Annotated in this window: 19 protein-coding genes; 16 read left to right on the plus strand and 3 right to left on the minus strand. The window is 49.6% G+C overall.

Features of this window, described 5'->3' with window-relative positions; translation table 11 throughout:
- From NSQ73_RS12370 to NSQ73_RS12430, 13 genes are all read left to right on the plus strand, one after another.
- Positions 1 to 960: a RodZ domain-containing protein gene (locus NSQ73_RS12370; RefSeq protein ID WP_340986639.1), complete on the plus strand. Its 960-nt coding sequence runs from the start codon at positions 1 to 3 to the stop codon at positions 958 to 960.
- An 83-nt stretch (positions 961 to 1,043) separates the two neighbouring features.
- Positions 1,044 to 1,205: a hypothetical protein gene (locus NSQ73_RS12375; protein WP_167347618.1), complete on the plus strand. Its 162-nt coding sequence runs from the start codon at positions 1,044 to 1,046 to the stop codon at positions 1,203 to 1,205.
- Between the two features lie 235 nt (positions 1,206 to 1,440).
- Positions 1,441 to 1,932 (plus strand): YajQ family cyclic di-GMP-binding protein, encoded by a 492-nt coding sequence (locus NSQ73_RS12380; RefSeq protein WP_042138080.1) that lies wholly within the window; start codon positions 1,441 to 1,443, stop codon positions 1,930 to 1,932.
- 150 nt (positions 1,933 to 2,082) lie between these two features.
- The gene (pgsA, locus tag NSQ73_RS12385) at positions 2,083 to 2,670 is read left to right on the plus strand and encodes a CDP-diacylglycerol--glycerol-3-phosphate 3-phosphatidyltransferase (RefSeq protein WP_039294770.1); all 588 of its coding nucleotides are present in this window, start codon (positions 2,083 to 2,085) and stop codon (positions 2,668 to 2,670) included.
- A gap of 59 nt (positions 2,671 to 2,729) precedes the next feature.
- The gene (locus NSQ73_RS12390) at positions 2,730 to 4,019 is read left to right on the plus strand and encodes a competence/damage-inducible protein A (RefSeq protein ID WP_042138077.1); all 1,290 of its coding nucleotides are present in this window, start codon (positions 2,730 to 2,732) and stop codon (positions 4,017 to 4,019) included.
- 284 nt (positions 4,020 to 4,303) lie between these two features.
- Positions 4,304 to 5,368 (plus strand): recombinase RecA, encoded by a 1,065-nt coding sequence (recA, locus tag NSQ73_RS12395; protein WP_042138075.1) that lies wholly within the window; start codon positions 4,304 to 4,306, stop codon positions 5,366 to 5,368.
- 135 nt (positions 5,369 to 5,503) lie between these two features.
- On the plus strand, positions 5,504 to 6,238 hold the full coding sequence (locus tag NSQ73_RS12400) for a regulatory protein RecX (protein WP_076246899.1): 735 nt from the start codon (positions 5,504 to 5,506) through the stop codon (positions 6,236 to 6,238).
- 308 nt (positions 6,239 to 6,546) lie between these two features.
- Positions 6,547 to 8,088 carry a ribonuclease Y gene (gene rny / locus NSQ73_RS12405; protein ID WP_039294762.1) on the plus strand — a complete coding sequence of 514 codons (1,542 nt, stop codon included), beginning with the start codon at positions 6,547 to 6,549 and terminating at the stop codon, positions 8,086 to 8,088.
- A gap of 261 nt (positions 8,089 to 8,349) precedes the next feature.
- Entirely contained in the window at positions 8,350 to 9,144 is a 795-nt protein-coding gene (locus NSQ73_RS12410; protein WP_039294761.1) for a TIGR00282 family metallophosphoesterase, read from the plus strand.
- 202 nt (positions 9,145 to 9,346) lie between these two features.
- The gene (locus tag NSQ73_RS12415) at positions 9,347 to 9,607 is read left to right on the plus strand and encodes a stage V sporulation protein S (RefSeq protein ID WP_019910496.1); all 261 of its coding nucleotides are present in this window, start codon (positions 9,347 to 9,349) and stop codon (positions 9,605 to 9,607) included.
- 207 nt (positions 9,608 to 9,814) lie between these two features.
- Positions 9,815 to 10,816 carry a dipeptidase gene (locus NSQ73_RS12420; protein ID WP_340986641.1) on the plus strand — a complete coding sequence of 334 codons (1,002 nt, stop codon included), beginning with the start codon at positions 9,815 to 9,817 and terminating at the stop codon, positions 10,814 to 10,816.
- A 154-nt stretch (positions 10,817 to 10,970) separates the two neighbouring features.
- On the plus strand, positions 10,971 to 11,543 hold the full coding sequence (gene pduL / locus NSQ73_RS12425; RefSeq protein WP_039294751.1) for a phosphate propanoyltransferase: 573 nt from the start codon (positions 10,971 to 10,973) through the stop codon (positions 11,541 to 11,543).
- Between the two features lie 329 nt (positions 11,544 to 11,872).
- Complete coding sequence (locus NSQ73_RS12430; protein ID WP_340986643.1) at positions 11,873 to 13,417, plus strand: DEAD/DEAH box helicase; 1,545 nt, start codon at positions 11,873 to 11,875, stop codon at positions 13,415 to 13,417.
- Positions 13,418 to 13,913: 496 nt separating this feature from the next.
- Here NSQ73_RS12430 and dapA read toward each other — a convergent pair whose 3' ends face one another.
- On the minus strand, positions 13,914 to 14,789 hold the full coding sequence (dapA, locus tag NSQ73_RS12435; protein ID WP_340986645.1) for a 4-hydroxy-tetrahydrodipicolinate synthase: 876 nt from the start codon (positions 14,787 to 14,789) through the stop codon (positions 13,914 to 13,916).
- Positions 14,790 to 14,908: 119 nt separating this feature from the next.
- On the opposite strand from dapA, the gene NSQ73_RS12440 reads away from it, so the two are divergent.
- Together NSQ73_RS12440 and NSQ73_RS12445 are read left to right on the plus strand one after the other, a co-directional pair.
- Entirely contained in the window at positions 14,909 to 15,805 is an 897-nt protein-coding gene (locus NSQ73_RS12440; protein ID WP_340986647.1) for a LysR family transcriptional regulator, read from the plus strand.
- A gap of 60 nt (positions 15,806 to 15,865) precedes the next feature.
- Positions 15,866 to 16,552 (plus strand): MBL fold metallo-hydrolase, encoded by a 687-nt coding sequence (locus NSQ73_RS12445; RefSeq protein WP_340986649.1) that lies wholly within the window; start codon positions 15,866 to 15,868, stop codon positions 16,550 to 16,552.
- Between the two features lies 1 nt (position 16,553).
- On the opposite strand, the gene NSQ73_RS12450 is transcribed toward NSQ73_RS12445, so the two are convergent.
- Positions 16,554 to 17,006, minus strand: a complete 453-nt coding sequence (locus tag NSQ73_RS12450; RefSeq protein WP_340986650.1) for an AraC family transcriptional regulator — start codon at positions 17,004 to 17,006, stop codon at positions 16,554 to 16,556.
- Positions 17,007 to 17,230: 224 nt separating this feature from the next.
- Between NSQ73_RS12450 and htpG the strand changes: the two genes are divergently transcribed.
- Positions 17,231 to 19,114, plus strand: a complete 1,884-nt coding sequence (htpG, locus tag NSQ73_RS12455; RefSeq protein ID WP_042138064.1) for a molecular chaperone HtpG — start codon at positions 17,231 to 17,233, stop codon at positions 19,112 to 19,114.
- A gap of 76 nt (positions 19,115 to 19,190) precedes the next feature.
- Here htpG and NSQ73_RS12460 read toward each other — a convergent pair whose 3' ends face one another.
- The gene (locus NSQ73_RS12460) at positions 19,191 to 19,697 is read right to left on the minus strand and encodes a hypothetical protein (RefSeq protein ID WP_340986652.1); all 507 of its coding nucleotides are present in this window, start codon (positions 19,695 to 19,697) and stop codon (positions 19,191 to 19,193) included.
- Positions 19,698 to 19,896: the final 199 nt, after the last annotated feature.

Raw genomic sequence — 19,896 nt, forward strand, 5'->3', positions numbered from 1 at the left:
ATGTCGGAACTGGGCCGGCATTTGAAGGAGGCGCGTCTGCAAAAAGGGATGAGTCTTGATGATGTCCAGGAAGTAACAAAGATCCGCAAAAAATATTTGGAAGCCATCGAAGCAGGTGATTATAAAGTGCTTCCGGGAAGTTTCTATGTCCGGGCCTTTATCAAAACCTATGCTGAAGCGGTCGGGGTAAACCCGGATGAACTGATGGAGGAGCACGGCAATGTGCCTGCGGCTCCCGTCGATACCACCATGGAGACAGTGATCCAGAAGCGGAGCCGCAAGCCTGAAACCGAACGGAATGCCAAGTGGCTGCCTACCTTGCTGATGTGGACCTTTCCTGTCTTAATCCTTGTGGTCATCTATCTGTATGCATCTTCAACGATGAATAAAGAAGAGGCGGACAAAACGGATTCGGGGAGTTTGACTGCCGCTACGCAAGATCCGGCGAAGGTTCAGCCTTCAGCCACAGCGGCCGGCGGCGGTGCAGCAGCTACAGCTACTACGGATACTGGAGCAAATGCGACTGTTGCACCAACTGCTACTCCGGTGCCTTCCCCGACTCCGTCCACGCAGTCCATAACGGTTACAGAGGACCGCAAGTCGGGCAAAACGACAATCTATAAGGTTACGGCACCTGCGGGAAGCTCGGTTCAGGTAGAGATTGCCGCGACGGGAGTCAGCTGGCTTGAAGTCTACCAGGGCGAGAACTCCAAGGGGGAGAAGCTAAGCTTCGGGAACACTAAGGCTGGCGATAATATGAGCTTTACGCTCGGAAGTGCAGGAATGTACATCAAATCCGGCTACTCCCCGGCTACCACAATTTCAGTAAACGGACAAGTTATTACCGATGGCAAAACATCGTCCCGGCTGCTCCTGGAGCTGGATGACGGAACTTCTGCCTCCGGCACTGATGATGCAGCTAATGCTGCTTCTGACGGTGAGAGTGCCACAACCGAATAGCAAATCCAATGTATAGGTTTCGGCGGATTGGAGAACCTAGGAATGATTTACAGTTCTTACTCCAAAGTGAGGTGTATTCTCTCATGACCGTCAGCTGGATCGTAACAGGACTTGGCATTATTGTCAGTCTCCTCGGTTATTATCTGACACCGAGTGCCTGGGGCTATGGTATTCTGGGCTTCGGACTGGCACATATTGTGCTCGGGATTCTGGATATGTTCCGGGCTCCTGCACGCAGCAGATAATACCTGGATGTGAGCGTCTCCCGGAGTTTGCTTCGGGAGACGTGTTTTTTATAATGTAATCCTTAATACATAGTTATACGCTCTATCTCTTTTACGTTCTATCTCTGGAAGCCAGGGCCCCACTTTGTGGGGTTGTTTTGTAATGCCTGTGGTGCTTTTCTTTCCAGTATTAGACTTAGGAGTCCCTTTCTCATATAATAGGAACAGACTAAATGTAAGCAAAGGACGTGGAATCATGAGTTCGGAAAGTTCATTCGACATTGTATCCAAAATGGATATGCAGGAATTGACCAATGCGGTCCATCAGACGGAGAAGGAAATTGATAACCGCTTCGATTTCAAGAACAGCAAAAGCAGTCTAAAGCTGGAAAAAGATGCGCTGATCATCGCTTCAGAGGATGAATACAAGCTAAATGCGGTTATTGATATCCTGCAGTCGAAAATGGTTAAGCGAGGAATTACACTGAAAAATATGGATTTTGGCAAAGTAGAACCCGCCTCACTGGGCACTGTACGCCAGCGTCTGGGCCTGAAGCAGGGAATTGATCAGGAGAACGCGAAGAAGATTAATATCTTGATCCGTGACTCCAAACTAAAGGTGAAGAGCACCATTCAAGGGGATCAGATCCGTGTTACCGGTAAAAGCCGCGATGACCTCCAGCAAATTATCCAGCTCCTGCGCAAAGCTGATTTGCCGCTCGATCTGCAGTTTAACAATTTAAAGTAAGCTTACGTACCCCGCAGTGTATACGCACCTTACTTTGCGGGGTGTTTTATGTTTTTTTGACACTTATTTATGGCTATAATATACTAGCTAAAGCAGTTTTGAAGAAAATTGTGGAATATCGGATTCGTATGGATCAGGGGAGGAACTTCAGTGAATTTGCCCAACCGCATCACGCTAGCACGTATTTGTCTTATCCCGATTATGATGTTTTTTCTGCTGGTGGATTTCAGCTTCTATCCGGAACCGATACATTGGGGCTCATTTCAGCTTTCAATTAATCATTTGATTGCAGCTGTTATTTTCCTGCTTGCCGCCAGTACAGATGGAATAGACGGGTACATAGCCAGAAAGTATAACATGGTCACCAATCTCGGCAAACTGCTGGACCCGCTTGCAGACAAGCTGCTGGTCTCTGCAGTATTGATCTCGCTGGTAGAGCTGGGAAGATGTGATTCCTGGATTGCCATTGTCATCATCAGCCGTGAATTTGCTGTGACCGGCCTGCGCCAGGTGGCATTGCTTGAAGGTAAAGTAGTGGCCGCGAGCAAATGGGGCAAGATAAAGACAGTCACTCAGATTGTCGCGATTTCGCTGCTTCTGCTTAACAATTTCCCGTTCCAGTTCGTCAGCATCCCGGTGGATGATATTGCGATTTGGGCTGCAGCGATTATCACCATCTATTCGGGTATTGATTATTTCGTGAAGAACAAGGACTTGCTGCAGCTTCATAATGCCTGAAGTTTGCCAAGCTGCTTGAATTTTGCATGATTTCTACAATCAGGAGGAGAACGCCAGCTATGAAAGCGGAAATTATTGCCGTTGGAACAGAACTTTTGCTTGGACAGATAGTTAACAGCAATGCCCAGTTTCTTTCAATAGAGCTGGCTGCGTTAGGGATTGATGTATATTTTCAGACCGTAGTCGGGGACAACAAGAACCGTCTTCTGGAAGCAATTGAGATTGCACGGAACCGTGCGGATATTATATTGTTCACCGGCGGAATCGGACCGACGGAGGATGATCTGACCAAAGATGCACTTGCTGCTGCGCTTGGCCGTACCCTTCATATCGACCAGCTTGCTATGGATCATGTGCAGCGCTTCTTCGATGACCGCAAGATTGTCATGACCGAGAATAACCGCAAGCAGGCGCTGGTGATTGAAGGAACGACACCGTTGTCTAATGAAATCGGCCTTGCGGTAGGTATTGCTTTTGCAGAAGATAACAAGTATTACATCGTACTGCCGGGTCCTCCCCGGGAGATGAAGCCGATGTTCACAGATAAAGCCAAGCCTTGGCTGCAGCAGCATGCACTGACCAGCGAAATGCCGATCTACTCCAAGATGCTTAAGTTTGCAGGCATTGGCGAATCATTGCTGGAGGACAAGCTGATTGACCTGATCCGCGGCCAGAGCGATCCTACGATTGCTCCTTACGCCAAGGAAGGCGAAGTGACAGTGCGTATTTCCACCAAAGCTCCGTCTGAGCGTGAGGCTATGGTTAAGCTTGATGTGCTGGAGAAGAAGATTGCCGATATTCTGCCGGAGAATCTGTATGCCAATATTGATGTGCCGCTGGAACAGCTGATTGTCGACTGGATGGCGGATGCAGGCCTGACGCTTAGTGCTGCTGAGAGCTGCACGGGCGGACTGCTGATGGAGAGCATTACGAACATCCCGGGCAGTGCATCCATGTTCGCCGGTGGAATCGTCTGTTATTCGAACGATTTGAAGAAGAAGCTGCTGAATGTGCCTGCAGCTATGCTGGAGGGTCCTGATGCACCCGGTGCGGTCAGCCGTGAGGTAGCCGAAGTGCTGGCAGAGCAGGTGCGGATGATCGGGGATAGTGACTTTGGCTTGTCTGTTACCGGTGTAGCCGGGCCGGGCTATTCCGAACGGAAGCCTGTGGGGCTTGTGTTCGTCGGACTGGCCGAACGCGGCCGGAAGACGGAGGTATACGAGCTGAATCTCAAGGGAACCCGCGAGAATATCCGCCTGCGTACAGTCAAGGCTTTGCTGTACCGCCTCTGGCGCCGGCTGGAGGAACGCAAGGTGGCAACCCCGCTTGAAGGATCGGCCTTGCAATAATCAACCGGGCCGGTATATAATTTGTTCATACGGAAGAACCGTGGCATAGAAATTCTCTGCTGCGGTTCTTTGTTTATATTCCCCGCTGGCGTGACCTCTATGATCCACCGCGTGAGACCTTTTGAGGATTAAGCTTGTGTGTCTATCATCCGGAAGGAGGCTTACAATAAAAGGGAGTATTAACCCGGGAGACAAAAAAAACGAATGTATGTTCGAAAAAAAGCTTGGCAAGACCTCCAAAACACGTTATTATAATACTATAAACAGTGAAGGAAGTGGTCTGATTGTCAGATCGTCGTGCAGCGCTTGATATGGCGCTTCGTCAAATAGAAAAACAATTCGGTAAAGGTTCGATCATGAAACTGGGAGAATCCACTCACATGAAAGTGGAAGTTGTACCTAGCGGATCTTTGGCACTTGATATTGCACTAGGTATTGGCGGACTTCCCAAAGGACGCATTATTGAAGTATACGGACCGGAATCATCCGGTAAGACGACCGTTGCACTTCATGCTATCGCAGAAGTACAGAAGCTTGGCGGACAAGCTGCTTTCATCGATGCGGAGCATGCCCTTGACCCTAAGTATGCGAATGCGCTTGGCGTTAACATTGATGAATTGCTGCTATCCCAGCCGGATACGGGCGAACAGGCACTGGAAATTGCTGAAGCTCTCGTTCGCAGTGGAGCTGTAGACATCATCGTTGTGGACTCCGTTGCAGCATTGGTACCGAAGGCCGAAATCGAAGGCGACATGGGAGATTCCCACGTAGGTTTGCAGGCCCGTCTGATGTCCCAGGCATTGCGTAAGCTTTCGGGTGCCATTAACAAATCCAACACGATTGCCATCTTCATTAACCAGCTTCGTGAGAAGATCGGAGTTATGTTTGGTAACCCTGAGACCACTCCGGGTGGACGCGCTCTGAAATTCTACTCCTCCGTTCGTCTCGATGTACGCCGGGTAGAGAGCATTAAGATGGGGAACGATGTTGTGGGTAACCGCACCAAGATCAAAGTCGTGAAGAACAAGGTAGCGCCTCCGTTTAAGCAAGCGGATGTGGATATCATGTACGGCGAAGGAATTTCCAGAGAGGGAAGCCTTGTGGATATCGGTACTGAGATGGATATCGTCAACAAGAGCGGCGCCTGGTATTCTTATGAGGGCGAGCGTCTTGGCCAAGGCCGTGAGAACTCTAAGCAGTTCCTGAAAGAACATCAGGATATTGCTCTGTTGATTGAGAATAAGATCCGCGAAGCAAGTAACTTATCTACTCTGGTAGCTGCACCAACAGAAGCTGATGTGGTTGCAGAGCAAGAGGAAGAAGAGAAATTGTTGCTTGAGATTGAATAATGTAAGCTGCAGGTCCTTAGCAATTTAATTATAATAATGAAGATAAGATATAAGGCGCCCTGTGATGAATGAGCAGGGCGCTTTTTCGTAAATTAATCGGGCATTATGTCTATGTTAACGAGGTGAGTGACAGTTATGGTGATACAATTGGATTCTGAGCCGGATGAACAGGATGTACAGATTCTGGCCGATTTTCCCGAAGATGAGGAACTGGTAATTACGCGTGTAGAGCGTCTGAAGAAGTCGAACTACCGTTATTTGATTCATTTCGGTGCCTATAACGTGACTGTTCATGAAGATGTCATGATTAAATACCGGATGATTTCCGGAAGCTCGTTTGTGAAGGCGGATCTGGAGGAAATTGTTGCTGCCGATGAACGCCAGCGGGCCTATGTAGAAGGTCTGAAATACCTGGAACGCAAGCCCAGAACGGCACAGGAAATGGCCCGCCGTTTACGGGAGAAGGAAATAGGGGAGACTGTTATTGCCGAAGTTCTGCTGCGGCTGCAGGAGGAGCGGCTTCTGGATGACCCCCTGTATGCCAAGCAGTGGGCGGAACAGCGCATAACGAACCAGCGTAAGGGCAAAATGTGGATCCGCCAGGAGCTTCGCGAGAAGGGGATTGATAAATCGCTGATCTCTGAAGCACTGGATCAGATCACCCCTGAGCAGGAAATGGAGAGCGCACTGCAGACCGGGCGGAAGAAATGGAATTTGCTCCGGGGAGATATAAATGAGAAGCGGCGCAAGACGGGAGCCTTTCTGATGCGCAGAGGATTCTCCGGTGAAATGGTACGCCAGGTGATCCAGATTCTACGTGCGGAAGAGGATTCTGCGGGGGAAGAAGAGGAGATTTTCGATCTGGATTGATTCTCTTGACTTTAATGCGTTTATCGACTCTCTTGACAATGTCTTTTTATAAATAATAAAATATAACATGAATCGGCATAAACTAAGAATCCTTTTTCCTTCCCAAAAAGCAGACTCTTATGATCCGGTTCGCGTACAACTCATATGAAATGTAATCGCCGGATAAGGCGGGCAGTGTGCATGTGCAGCATGTGCAGTATGGCAATCGGTGTATTACCGGTTTTTTGTATGGTGATGAACGGATAGTTTAACAACTGCACAAATACCCAAGGGTAAGCCTTGGAGGATATCAACGAGGAGGTGAACAGATGGAAACAGTGATCTGGGTCATTATCGTTCTCGTTGTAGCTGCAGCATTCTTTGGATTCGGTTATTTTATTCGTAAATCCCTTGCAGAAGCTAAGATTTCAAGCGCAGAGAAAGAAGCCGTAGTCATCGTGGAGAACGCGAAGAAAGAGGCGGAGGCGCTGAAGAAGGAAACGGTACTCGAGGCTAAGGACGAAGTTCATAGAATCCGTACCGAAGCTGAGAAAGAAACTCGTGAACGTCGGAATGAAATCCAACGGCAAGAGAGACGTTTGCTGCAAAAGGAAGAATCGCTGGATAAAAAAATGGAATCGCTTGAACGAAAAGAAGAACAAGTAGCTAACAAAGAGAAACGAATTGATGAAACCCAACAGCAGATTGATGTTATTTACAAGAATCAAGTTACTGAGCTGGAACGTATCTCCAATCTGAGCATCGATGATGCCAGAAGTATCATTCTCAGCAATGTAGAACAGGAAGTTCGCCATGAAACTGCTCAGATGATTAAGGAAATAGAACAGCAGGCCAAGGAAGAAGCGGACAAGAAAGCCCGCGAGATTATTACACTGGCTATTCAACGCTGTGCAGCTGATCATGTGGCAGAAACCACGGTTTCTGTTGTTACATTGCCGAATGAAGAGATGAAAGGCCGGATTATTGGCCGCGAAGGCCGTAACATCCGCGCCCTGGAAACTCTTACGGGGATTGATCTCATTATTGATGATACGCCGGAAGCGGTTATACTGTCAGGATTTGATCCGATCCGCCGTGAGGTGGCCCGTACAGCACTTGAGAAACTGGTGGCTGATGGACGTATCCATCCGGCACGGATTGAAGAAATGGTGGAGAAATCCCGCAAAGAAGTGGATGAGCGGATTCGTGAATACGGTGAACAAGCTACCTTCGAGGTTGGCGTTCATGGTCTGCATCCGGATCTGATCAAAATTCTGGGCCGTCTGAAATTCCGTACGAGCTACGGTCAAAACGTACTTAAGCACTCCATGGAGGTTGCTTATTTGACTGGACTTATGGCCGGTGAGCTTGGGGAAGACATCGTGCTTGCAAAACGTGCCGGACTGCTGCATGATATCGGCAAAGCGCTTGATCATGAAGTAGAAGGCTCGCATGTTGAAATCGGCGTCGAACTGGCGAAAAAGTACAAAGAACATCCGGTGGTTATCAACAGTATCGCGTCCCATCATGGAGATGTCGAAGCTACCTCGGTGATTGCTATGCTGGTCGGAGCTGCTGATGCATTGTCGGCTGCACGTCCCGGCGCACGCCGCGAAACCCTGGAAACGTACATCAAACGTCTGGAGAAGCTGGAGGAGATCTCCGAGTCCTTCGAAGGCGTTGAGAAATCCTATGCTATACAAGCAGGCCGCGAGGTCCGCGTAATGGTACAGCCTGAGAAGATTGATGATGCGGAAGCTTTCCGTCTGGCCCGTGACATTACGAAGATGATTGAGAGTGAGCTGGATTATCCGGGTCATATCAAGGTTACCGTTATTCGTGAGACACGTGCTGTAGAATACGCTAAATAAGCAAGGAAATCGGCCCCCCTGCGGGGCCTTTTTTCTTGCATACCGCTAGCGGACGCATGAGTTGAACCATAGTCAGGCGGGTAAGCCCTGAGTTTGGAACCATGCAGAATCGGTGAAATTAAACTTATAAATAAGTTTTGTACGAGGAGTATTCCAAAAGCTGATGCTTACAAAACTTAAGAGTATGCTTTCGATGCGAGTTTTGTACGAAGTGAAAATCCAAGAAGCTGATGCTTACTAAACTTTTAGGAGGAGAAAATCATTAAAGTTTTATTTATCGGTGACATCGTTGGCAATACGGGCAGAAAGGCACTGCGTGAAATGCTGCCATCTCTGAAAAGTAAATATCAGCCGCATATTATTATTGCCAATGGTGAGAATGCAGCAGCCGGAAGAGGGATCACAGCGGCTATAGCCAATGAATTTTTCAACTGGGGTGTGCACGGGATTACGATGGGCAATCACACCTGGGACAACAAGGATATCTTTGAGTTCATTGATGACGAGCCGCGGATCATCCGTCCGGCTAATTTTCCGCCGGGCACTCCGGGCAGAGGGTACACAGTCGTTAAAGGCAACGGCAAACAGCTGGCAATTGTGAACCTGCAGGGCCGCACCTTCCTTCCGGCGATTGATGATCCTTTCCGCATTGGCGAGGAGATTGTGGAAGAGCTGCGCAGAGAGCATAAATGTATTCTGGTTGATTTCCATGCTGAAGCCACCTCCGAAAAAATAGCAATGGGCTATTTCATGGATGGCCTCGCCTCAATCGTTGTAGGCACGCACACTCATGTACAGAGCAATGACGATGTGATCCTGCCTGGAGGCACGGCTTATTTGACAGATGCGGGCATGGTTGGTTCAAGAGAAGGAATTCTGGGTATGGAAAAGGATGCGATCATCTATAAATTTACAACTCAGCTTCCCTCCCGGTTTGTAGTCGACGAAGGCAAATGGCAGCTGCACGGTTTATTTGCAGAACTTGATGAAGCTACGGGTAAGGCGACACGACTGGAGAAGATCCGGCTGCGTGAAGATGAATGGGTGATGAGCTAGAGGATTTACAAAGAATCAGGGTTTTCGGGAAAAGTCGCTTGTTTTGGGTAAAGTGTGATATTTATTATATCGAAAAAGAGTATCTTTTGAACTAATTTCTCCAGAGAGGTCCGCAAAAAGAAGGAATTAAATCTTCTCTCGCGAATAACATCTACTGTAGTGGAAGAAGAACACCATCATTTTCCCAGGGGAGGTACTTACTATGGATGTATTAAAAGTATCAGCTAAATCCAATCCAAATTCCGTTGCTGGCGCACTAGCAGGTGTTCTTCGCGAACGTGGATCGGCCGAGCTACAAGCTATTGGAGCAGGAGCACTGAACCAGGCAGTCAAAGCAGTTGCCATCGCCCGGGGATTTGTCGCACCTAGCGGAGTCGACTTGATCTGTATCCCGGCTTTTACGGATATAGTGATTGATGGGGAAGACCGGACGGCGATCAAACTTATTGTTGAACCCAGATAATTATATGACCTTTTTAGATTGAGCCTGTTTACACTGTAAACAGGTTTTTGTATTTTTGGGGTGCCCCACTTTGTGGGGTTATTTTGATATAAGAATGTATATGCTTTGTAGCCGCTTCCACTTACTGTCCCGTCTCATCCCTGATGCTGTGGCATACACTTATAAATAAGAGATTCCACCGTTATTCTGTTCTTCAAGAGAAGGGAGATGATCTTTACAGTGAGTGTCAAGAAGCTGAGAGTGGCGGATTTCCACTGCGATGCCTTAAGCAAGCTACAGGCCAGTCCGGAGATAGATTTCAAGAATGACCCCCGTCTGGACGTGACAGCGGAGCGGCTGGTGGAGGGGAATGTCGAACTTCAGGTTTTTGCGGTTTATTTGTCGGCGGACCGCGGGAGAGCGAAGTTTGAGGATGTTCTCGGGCAAATTGAATTATTCCGGCAGAAGGTAGTTGGCCCAGGGGGCCTGCAGTGGCTCCGCTGGAAGGAAGAGGCAGATGAACAGATACTTACAGGTCCTGCCTTCGGGATGCTCTCTCTGGAGGGCGTGGACGGTCTGGAGGGCAATCTGTTCTATGCACAGCTGTGCTTTGAGCTGGGAGTACGTTTTCTGGGGGTAACCTGGAATTACGCTAACTGGGCTGCGGATGGTGTGCTGGAGCAGCGCAACGGCGGTTTCACGGAGAAGGGGAGGCAGCTGATCGAGTGGTGCAATGGAAGCGGCATGCTGCTGGATGTGTCCCATCTGGCACCGGCAGGCTTCTGGGAGCTGGCGGAACGTAGTAAACGCCCGTTCATAGCTTCACATTCCAATAGCGCGGCCATCTGCGGCCATCCCCGCAATTTGAGCGACGGGCAGATCCAGGCGCTGATTGCGGTGGACGGGCGGATGGGATTAACCTTTGTCCCCTGGTTTGTACGTGACGGGGGAAGGGCGAAAATTGATGATATGCGGAGGCATATTGAACATGTCTGCGCGCTGGGAGGCTCGAAGCAGCTCATGTTCGGCTCAGATTTTGACGGCATTGAGATGTGGGTCGAGGGCCTTGAGCATCCGGGCAAATATGCGGAGTTTACCGACTTGCTGCTGAGGTACTATCCCGAGGATGAGGTGAAAGGCTGGTTGAGCGGGAATGCGCTGACTTTCCTAAGAACGCATCTGCCTTCTTCTGCGGGATCGAATCCGCTGTCCCCACCAGAGGGGTTATAAAATGGCAAAACTATGACAATCCGTTTATCGGATCGTAAAATGTCGAAAAAAAGGCGCTCATTGTGATGAGGGTCTTTTTTTTTATGGGTAATAAGATGTATAATGTTCAGTGGCTTGTACAGATACTAGAGAAAATACAAGGAGTGACTTAAAAATGAGCAAGACTGTATCCGTAGGTGTGTCGGCCCGACATATTCACCTTACGCAGGAGCATGTGGAAGCATTGTTTGGCGCAGGTTACCAATTGACTGAGTTCAAACCCCTTTCCCAACCAGGACAATTCGCAGCAAATGAGCAAGTAGCAGTAATCGGTACCAAAGGTAAGTTCGACAAAGTGAGAATTCTCGGCCCGGCCCGTCCGGCTTCCCAGCTGGAAGTATCGCGCACAGACGCATTCAGCCTCGGCGTGAAGGCACCTGTACGTGAATCCGGCCATATTGAAGGAACACCAGGCATTACTATCAAAGGTCCAGCCGGTGAAGTTGAACTGGAGACAGGTGTCATTGTGGCAGCCCGTCACATCCACTTCCACACTTCTGAAGCAGAAGCTTGGGGCATTGCCGACAAGCAGCTCCTGAAGGTACGCCTTGGCGGCGAACGCGGCCTGGTGCTGGAGAACGTAATCGCCCGTGTATCCGACAATTTCAAGCTTGATATGCATATCGACACCGACGAAGCTAACGCTGCAGGTGCCAATAACGGCGATACTGCAGAAATCGTAGATTAGTCTTATAATATTATTGCAAGGCAACGGGCAGGGGAGAAATCCTCTGCTTTTTTTGTGCTTTTGTCGAATAAAGGGAGTGAGATACACTACACCCGGATATTCCTCGGCGACCCGGTGAAAAGCATTAAAGAACAGCTGAAAAAAGTCCGGTTGTAACAGATAAATATTGGTTTTGAAGAGGAGCGATGAAAGTATCGCTTCTTTTTAATGGCTAAACGTGTTATCATTATGTGTTATGACTTTGACGAGCGCTATGTGGAGACGCCGCAGATGATATATACAGTGATTAATGGCTTGCTAATATATGTACTCAAAATTAAGGAGATAAAATGACATTTAACGATTTGAACTTGATTCCCCCGATTCTCAAGGCACTGAGCCTGGAAAACTATACATCCCCGACTCCAATTCAGGAGGAATCCATCCCTGCGGCCTTGGCCGGCAGAGATATTCTGGGCTGCGCCCAGACGGGTACCGGGAAAACCGCAGCTTTTTCATTGCCGATTATTCAGCTGCTCAGTCAGCAGCCGGCCAGAACCGGCGGAGCGAAACGTATCCGTTCCCTGATTCTGACCCCGACCAGAGAGCTAGCTCTGCAGATCTCCGAGAATATTCAGGCGTACAGCAAGTTCACAACGATCCGCTCGACAGCGATTGTCGGAGGGGTATCCCAGAAGGCCCAGGAACGAGCGCTTAGCCAGGGCGCAGATATTCTGATTGCTACACCGGGCAGACTGATCGATCTGATCAGCCAGAGACATGTGGATCTGCAGCATGTGCAGATTCTCGTGCTGGATGAAGCGGACCGCATGCTGGACATGGGCTTCATTCATGACGTGAAGCGGATTATTGCCAAGATGCCAGCCAAGAAGCAAACGCTGTTCTTCTCGGCAACGATGCCGGCAGAGATCTCTCAGCTGGTGAAGACATTGCTGGTGGACCCGGTGAAAATTGAGATTACTCCGGTATCTTCGACCGTAGACAGAATCGAGCAATCGATTTATTTGCTGGAGAACGGCAATAAGCAGAATCAGCTGAACCGTCTGCTGCAGGATCCTTCGATCGTGTCCGCGCTCGTCTTCACCCGCACCAAACGTGGAGCTGACCGGGTAACCCGCGATCTGACCCGGATCAATATTACCGCTCAGGCCATTCACGGCAACAAATCGCAGAATGACCGCCAGAATGCGCTGAGAAACTTCAAGAGTGGCGCGACACGTGTGCTGGTGGCTACAGATATCGCCGCCCGCGGAATTGATATTGATGAGCTGTCCCATGTCATCAACTTCAACCTGCCGAATATTCCGGAAACCTATGTTCACCGTATTGGCCGGACCGGCCGTGCGGGAATGAGCGGAGTTGCCATCTCGCTGTGCGAAGCTGAGGAAATTCCATATCTGAAGGATATCCAGAAGCTGATCGGCAAGGTGATTCCGGAAGTGAAGGATCATGCTTATCCGATGTCCAAGAGCAATCTGGCATTGCTGGCAGACCGTCCAGGCAAAGCACCGGCCAAACCGTCGCAGAAAGCCAAAACGAATCCGGCACGCAAGCCGAAATCGGAATGGTTCTCGCAAGGCAAGCAGGGCGGCGGTAACGGCGGAGCGAAAAGCGCGTCGGGCAGTAGCTATGCAGGCAGTGGAGCGAAAAGCGCGTCGGGCAGTGGCTATGCAGGCAGCGGAGCAGGCAGCAGCCGGCCTGCTGGCGAGTCCGGCAATAGAGCAGGCTCCGGCAGCCGGCCGGGCGAAAGATCTGCCGCCCGTCCAGGCGGCAACCAGAGCAACAAGCCGGCTGGAGGCCAATACGGCCGTTCCAGCCAGTCCGGCAATAGACCTGGCAACCGTCCTGCGGCCAAAGCAGGCAGATCTCAATAACTCTTTGAGATGAATAATGTAAAGATAAACTGCAGCCTTCCCTTGGGAGGCTGTTTTATTTGATTTGAGGTAAAACCTTTGCGGATGCGCAATGTACTCGGATTATCGCATACAATCGGCTCGTATACCTTTGCGGATGCGTAATGTATTCGGTTTATCGTATACAATGGGTTCGTATACCTCTGCGGACGCGTAATGTATTCGGTTTATCGTATACAATGGGTTCGTTAAGCTTTACGGTGACGCAATGTACTCGGTTTATCGCATACAATGGGTTCGTTAACTCTACCGTTCGTGGTTTTCTGCATACTTTAGCCATACTCCCTTCACCAATTGCGTATTGAGAAATTGTAAGGAAGCGTCTCGTAAAACATTACTTACTCGTCAATCATTATTAGTAGAAGAGCACGCAAAAACCGCCGCTTTCCAGTCCCTGACTGAGAAGCGGCGGTTTCGCCGATGTTGCCTTTATCGTTACCATAATGAGCAGAAGAAGTTACCCGGCGAGATAAGCACCCAGCTCTTCGCGCAGCGCAGCGCTGATGGAGGTCATCGGCAGGCGGAGCGTGTCGGAGGAGATCTCGCCGCGTGCACTGAGCAGCCATTTGATCGGCGCCGGGTTGGATTCCTTGAACAGCAGCTTCATCAGCGGCACGAGCTGATCAAAAGCAGCCCGGGCGGCCTCAACCTGGCCGGCTCTGTACTGCTCGTAGATGCTGAGATAGGAGGCGGTATGTACATTGGCCGAGGCCAGCATACCACCGGCGGCTCCGCAGCCCAGCATATCGAAGAAGTTCAAGTCATCGCCGCAGAGCACGGGCTTGGAGCCGTGGCGGGACAGCTCGGAGACCAGAACCGGAGAGCCGGAGCAGTCTTTTAACCCGACAACATTGTTCATCTCCAGGATCGTACGGGCGGTGTCTACGGACATACCGACTCCGGCGCGGCCGGGAATATCATAGGCGATGACCGGGAGACCGACCTCAGCCGCCTTGCGGAAATGGGCGATAATGCCTTCCTGTGAAGGACGGCTGTAATAAGGGACAACAACCAGTGCGGCATCGGCACCTGAGTTCGCGGCAAGCTCTGTGCGGGCTACGGTAGAGGCGGTGTCGTTCGTACCTGTACCCACCACAAGCGGGATCGGACTGGATTTCAAAAGCTCACGCGATGCATCCACGAGTGTCTGCAATTCCTGTATGTTGACTGTCGGCGATTCTCCAGTGGTTCCATTAACGACCAGACCATGAATACTGTTCTTGATGATGTTGTTCACATACCGCTGATACGACTCCAGATCAATCTCGCCGGCGGCATGGAACGGGGTTACCACGGGAACATAGATTCCATAAATCTGTTCTTCTGTTAACATGAATATCGTCCTCCAAAATTGTAAAATCCTTTTATCCTACTGTACCATGGATTATTGCATCGTCGTTAGCTATAATAAATGATGAAGGTTATCAATAATATTGATGTTAGGGTGATGATATGGACTTAACCTATATGCGGACCTTCCGTGAGGTCGCGAAGCGGCAGAGCTTCACCCGTGCGGCTGAAGAACTGGGCTATGCCCAGTCCAGTGTAACGATGCAGATTCAGAAGATCGAGAAGGAATACGGCGTACCGCTGATAGAGCGGCATGGCCGTGCCTTGCGCCTGACTCCTCCGGGGGAAGAGCTGCTGAAGCTATTCGTGGAGATTCTTGATCTGTACGACCGCTCCAAAGAAACGATCGCCCAGCAGATTGGCGGGACGCTGACGATCGGGACGATTGATTCACTTGCCGCCTTTTATTTGCCGCCGTTCCTGCAGCAGCTGCGGACCATGTTCCCCGGACTGAACATTCATCTGCAAACGGAGCAGGAGGCCAATCTGGTCTCCAAAATCAGGGACGGCGAGGTCGATATCGGCCTCCTCCTGGACCGCAGCACAGCGGATACCCTGCTTGAGCGTACAATCATCCGGGAAGAGCCGCTCGTCCTCGTGGCCCCTGCCAGTCATCCGCTGGCAAGCCTGACGCAGGTGACGCTCCAGGATCTCAACAACTGCGAGCTGATCGTCTCCGAGGAGAGCTGTATCTACCGCAGCTTGTTCGAGAACCTGCTCCGGGAGCACGGGATTGTATTCCGTATCGGTTTTGAGCTGTCGAATCTGGAAGCGATCAAGCGCTGTGTGCGGAACGGTCTGGGTATCGCGCTGCTGCCGAGAATTGTGGCTGAGGAGGAGATCGAGCGGGGGAATCTTGCCGAGCTGTCTTTTGCCCATCCGGAGATTCATTTCGATCTGCAGCTCCTGCTCCATCCGAAGAAGTGGAAGTCGCTGCCGCTCCAGTCACTGATCCAGATGCTGCGGGAGGATGCGAAGGCTAAAGCCGCTATACTGTGAGGGTGGAAGGCTGAGTCAACCCAGTATGTAATGTTCTAATATAGACACGCGGAGGATCATATGAACATCATTGAGCTACCTATTCAGTTTGAGTATGAAGGACAGCCATATTACATTTACCCGAGCCTCATTGTATCCGGGGAAGAGTTAACCCTGGTCGATACCGGTTATCCCGCTTTCATGCCTTTGATAGAGAAGGAGATCCTGAAGCTGGGGTACGACCCCCTGAATTTGAAAAATATCATTATCACCCATTACGACGATGACCATATCGGCGCCTTGTACGAGTTCGTGGAGAAATACCCGTCAGTTACGGTCATGGCGAGCGAAGTGGAGACCCCATCGATCTCAGGCTTGGTGAAATCTGAGCGTCTGGTCCAAGCAGAAGCTCTGCTAGTGGAGATGCCTGAAGAAGAGCAGGCGTCCGGTGAAGAGTTTGTACAGCTATTGAAGAATTTGCGGCATGTTCCGGTGAATCAGACGGTCCGGGAGGGCCAGTGTATTCTGGATGGTAAGTGTCAGGTCCTTGCCACCCCGGGGCATACGTCTGGTCATATTTCTTTGTATTTTCCTGAGCTAAGCAGTGTTATTACAGGTGACGCGGCAGTGAGCGAGGAGAATGAACTGGCTGTCGCGAATCCGCAGTATTGTTTCGACCTGGAGAGTGCAGAGCAGTCGCTGAACCGGTTACAAGCTCTTAACGCACGATCCTATTACTGCTACCATGGCGGAAAACTCGGCTTCTAAATTAGTGCACAGGAAAACATAACTGGCAAAGATGATTGCTGATCATATCACCTGTATATCTCTCCATAACCGGGCGCTGGTTATCGAGCTGATGTCCGCTGACGTAGAGGGCGGGGAGGATCTCCGTCCATGCTTTTTGAACTGCCTCAGCCGTATGTTGTATAGTAACAACCGCATAGGTACCGCCGGGGATTTCACCGTAGTTAATAGACTTATCCGCTGGGGCATTCTCAAGCACGCTGATACAGGCATCATATCTGCAATGTTCAGGCAGGGTGGTGTCGGGGTTGTCCTGGGGAATCCCGAAGAGGATGGCTGATCCGGTAAGCAGCTGGTGTGCCTGCGCCCATTCCTTTAAGGCCTCCATAGCCTTACTGTTACCGGGACCATAGGGACCTGCCCTGCGCACATAAGCAATGCGTGTTGCAGGAAGCGTTTCGAGCTGGATTTTCATCGTTTCATTGTCCTTTCTTTCGCTGTAATGAGTACATTTCGAATGCTAACATGGACTAAAATAGAATTCATTTCTTTTTTGAGCGGACCTCTGTATGCAGCAAGATATTGACATCAAAAACGAGAATATGGTATATAAAAGGTAGTGTTAGCACTCAGGTGAGTGGAGTGCTAAACGATGATCCGCAATCCGAAGGTTATTTTTGAAAGGAGATTTATTTATTCATGGCCAAAAAAGAGTTTAAAGCCGAATCCAAAAGACTGCTGGAAATGATGATTAACTCCATCTATACACAGCGGGAGATTTTTCTGCGGGAACTGATTTCGAATGCAAGCGATGCCATCGACAAAATCTATTACAAAGCACTGGCCGACGAAGGCCTGGTGTTCAATAAAGAGGATTACTACATTAAAGTGACCGCCGATAAGGCAAGCCGTACGTTAACCATTTCCGATACCGGAATCGGGATGACGCAGGAAGAGCTGGAGAACAATCTGGGGATTATCGCGAACAGCGGCTCGTTTGCTTTTAAGAAGGATAATGAAGCCAAGGACGGACACAACATCATCGGACAATTCGGGGTAGGTTTCTATTCCGCATTCATGGTGGCTGACGATGTTACAGTGATCAGTAAAGCGCTGGGCAGCGACCAGGCGTTCAAATGGGAATCCCAGGGTGCGGACGGTTACACGATTGAGCCTTGTGAGAAGGATGCGGTCGGAACCGAAATTACGCTGAAGATCAAAGAGAACACCGAAGACGATAACTACGATGAGTTCCTGGAAGAGTACCGTCTGAAGTCGATCATCAAGAAATATTCGGACTTCATCCGTTTCCCGATCAAGATGGACATTACCGGCAGACAGCCTAAAGAGGACGCCGAGAATGAATTCGTCGATGTTATTGAAGAGCAGACCGTGAACAGCATGGTGCCGATCTGGCGCAAGAACAAAAACGAGCTGACGGAAGAAGACTACAACAACTTCTATGCAGAGAAACGCTACGGTTTCGACAAGCCGCTGAAGCATATTCATATCAGTGCCGACGGCGCTGTGGTCTATAACGCAATCCTGTTCATTCCGGAGAATACGCCGTTCGACTACTACACCAAGGAATATGAAAAAGGCCTGGAGCTCTACTCCAACGGCGTGCTGATTATGAACAAATGCGGAGATCTGCTGCCGGACTACTTCAGCTTCGTCAAGGGGATGGTGGATTCCGAGGATCTGTCGCTGAACATCTCCCGTGAGCTGCTGCAGCATGACCGCCAGCTGACGCTGATTGCGAAGAACATTAAGAGCAAGATCAAGAGCCAGCTTCTGAGCCTGCTGAAGGATGAGCGTGAGAAATATGAGACGTTCTACAAATCTTTTGGCAGACAGCTGAAGTTCGGGGTCTATAACGACTATGGTATGGAAAAAGAAACGCTGCAGGACCTCCTGATGTTCCACTCCTCCAAGGAGAAGAAGCTGGTTACGCTGGCTGAATATGTGGAAAGAATGCCGGAAGACCAGAAGTTTATCTACTATGCCTCCGGTGAATCGGTGGAACGCATCGAGAAGCTGCCACAGACGGAAATGGTGCTGGACAAGGGGTATGAGATCCTCTACTTCACCGACGATATCGATGAATTCGCAATCAAGATGATCATGTCCTACAAAGAGAAGGAATTCAAGAACGTCTCCAGCGGTGACTTGGGGATCGAAGAAAGCGCCGAGGACAAGCCTTCTGAAGCGGAAGAGAATGAGAACAAGGGATTGTTCGAAGCGATGCAAGGCATCCTGTCCGGCAAAGTGAAGGCAGTCAAAGCATCCAAGCGGCTGAAATCCCATCCGGTCTGCCTGTCTACAGAAGGCGAGCTGACGATCGAGATGGAGAAAATCCTCAAGGCTATGCCTAACGGCGGCCAGGATGTACAAGCGGACAAGGTGCTGGAAATCAACATTCACCATGATGTCTTCAAATCGCTGAAGGCTGCTGCCGAAGGCGACAAGGAGAAGCTGGGTCTTTACACTAACCTCTTGTATAACCAGGCGCTCTTGATCGAAGGTCTGCAGGTTAACGATCCGGTGCAGTTCACGAACGATATTTGCAAAATCATGGTCTAAACCGGCGTTCGCGCCGGCCAGAGGACCTGCGATACAAGAATACCCCGCTACTGGTGCAGACCAGTGCGGGGTGTTTTTATTGGTAAGTAAATGAAAATAATGTTTCACCGCTGCTGGCATCGATTACAACATTGAATTCGTTATACGTAGGCACCTTTTGCCCTCTTGCAGCATGGCCGGTACCATGAATCCCTTTGAAGGTCACGATATAAACGGGTGTGTTGTTTAAATAACCATCTGCTCTAAGGTTTGCATTCTTATTCAGCGCCTGTTCTGAGAATGCAGTCAAATATGGATAGGTTAGCAGCTGATATTCTATAATTACCTCAGGGGCTTCGGAAGCAAATTTTGGTGCACTCGTGTGCGCTAAGGAAATAGCTTGTTTCTTTGTAATTACCATATTACTTGATGTTGGCGGATTAAGTTGTATTCCCAATGATTTCAATCGTTCTGTGTCGTGAGCGGTTATTACTCCTTCTTCCTTACTACTCAATTCTGAAATATCTCCAGCTGCAATTCCTGAAGAGTAAAATATTACAGTGGAAATAACCGCTGTGACTAATGATCTCTTTGTGGGAAGCATTAGCTTCACTCCTCCGGATTGATTAGTTTTAAATAAGCGGAACTTAAAACTATCACTTATAAAATCCTGCCCAAAATACAACAATTCCACTATAATCCCGGATATAATTCAAGATTGTTGTATAAAAGGAAGCATTTATGCTCCACCGGGCGGATTAGCGGGACAATTCTTGTATTTCATACAACAATCTGTCTGAACA

The organism is Paenibacillus sp. FSL R10-2736 (assembly GCF_038000245.1).
Classification (GTDB): domain Bacteria; phylum Bacillota; class Bacilli; order Paenibacillales; family Paenibacillaceae; genus Paenibacillus_AQ; species Paenibacillus_AQ phytohabitans.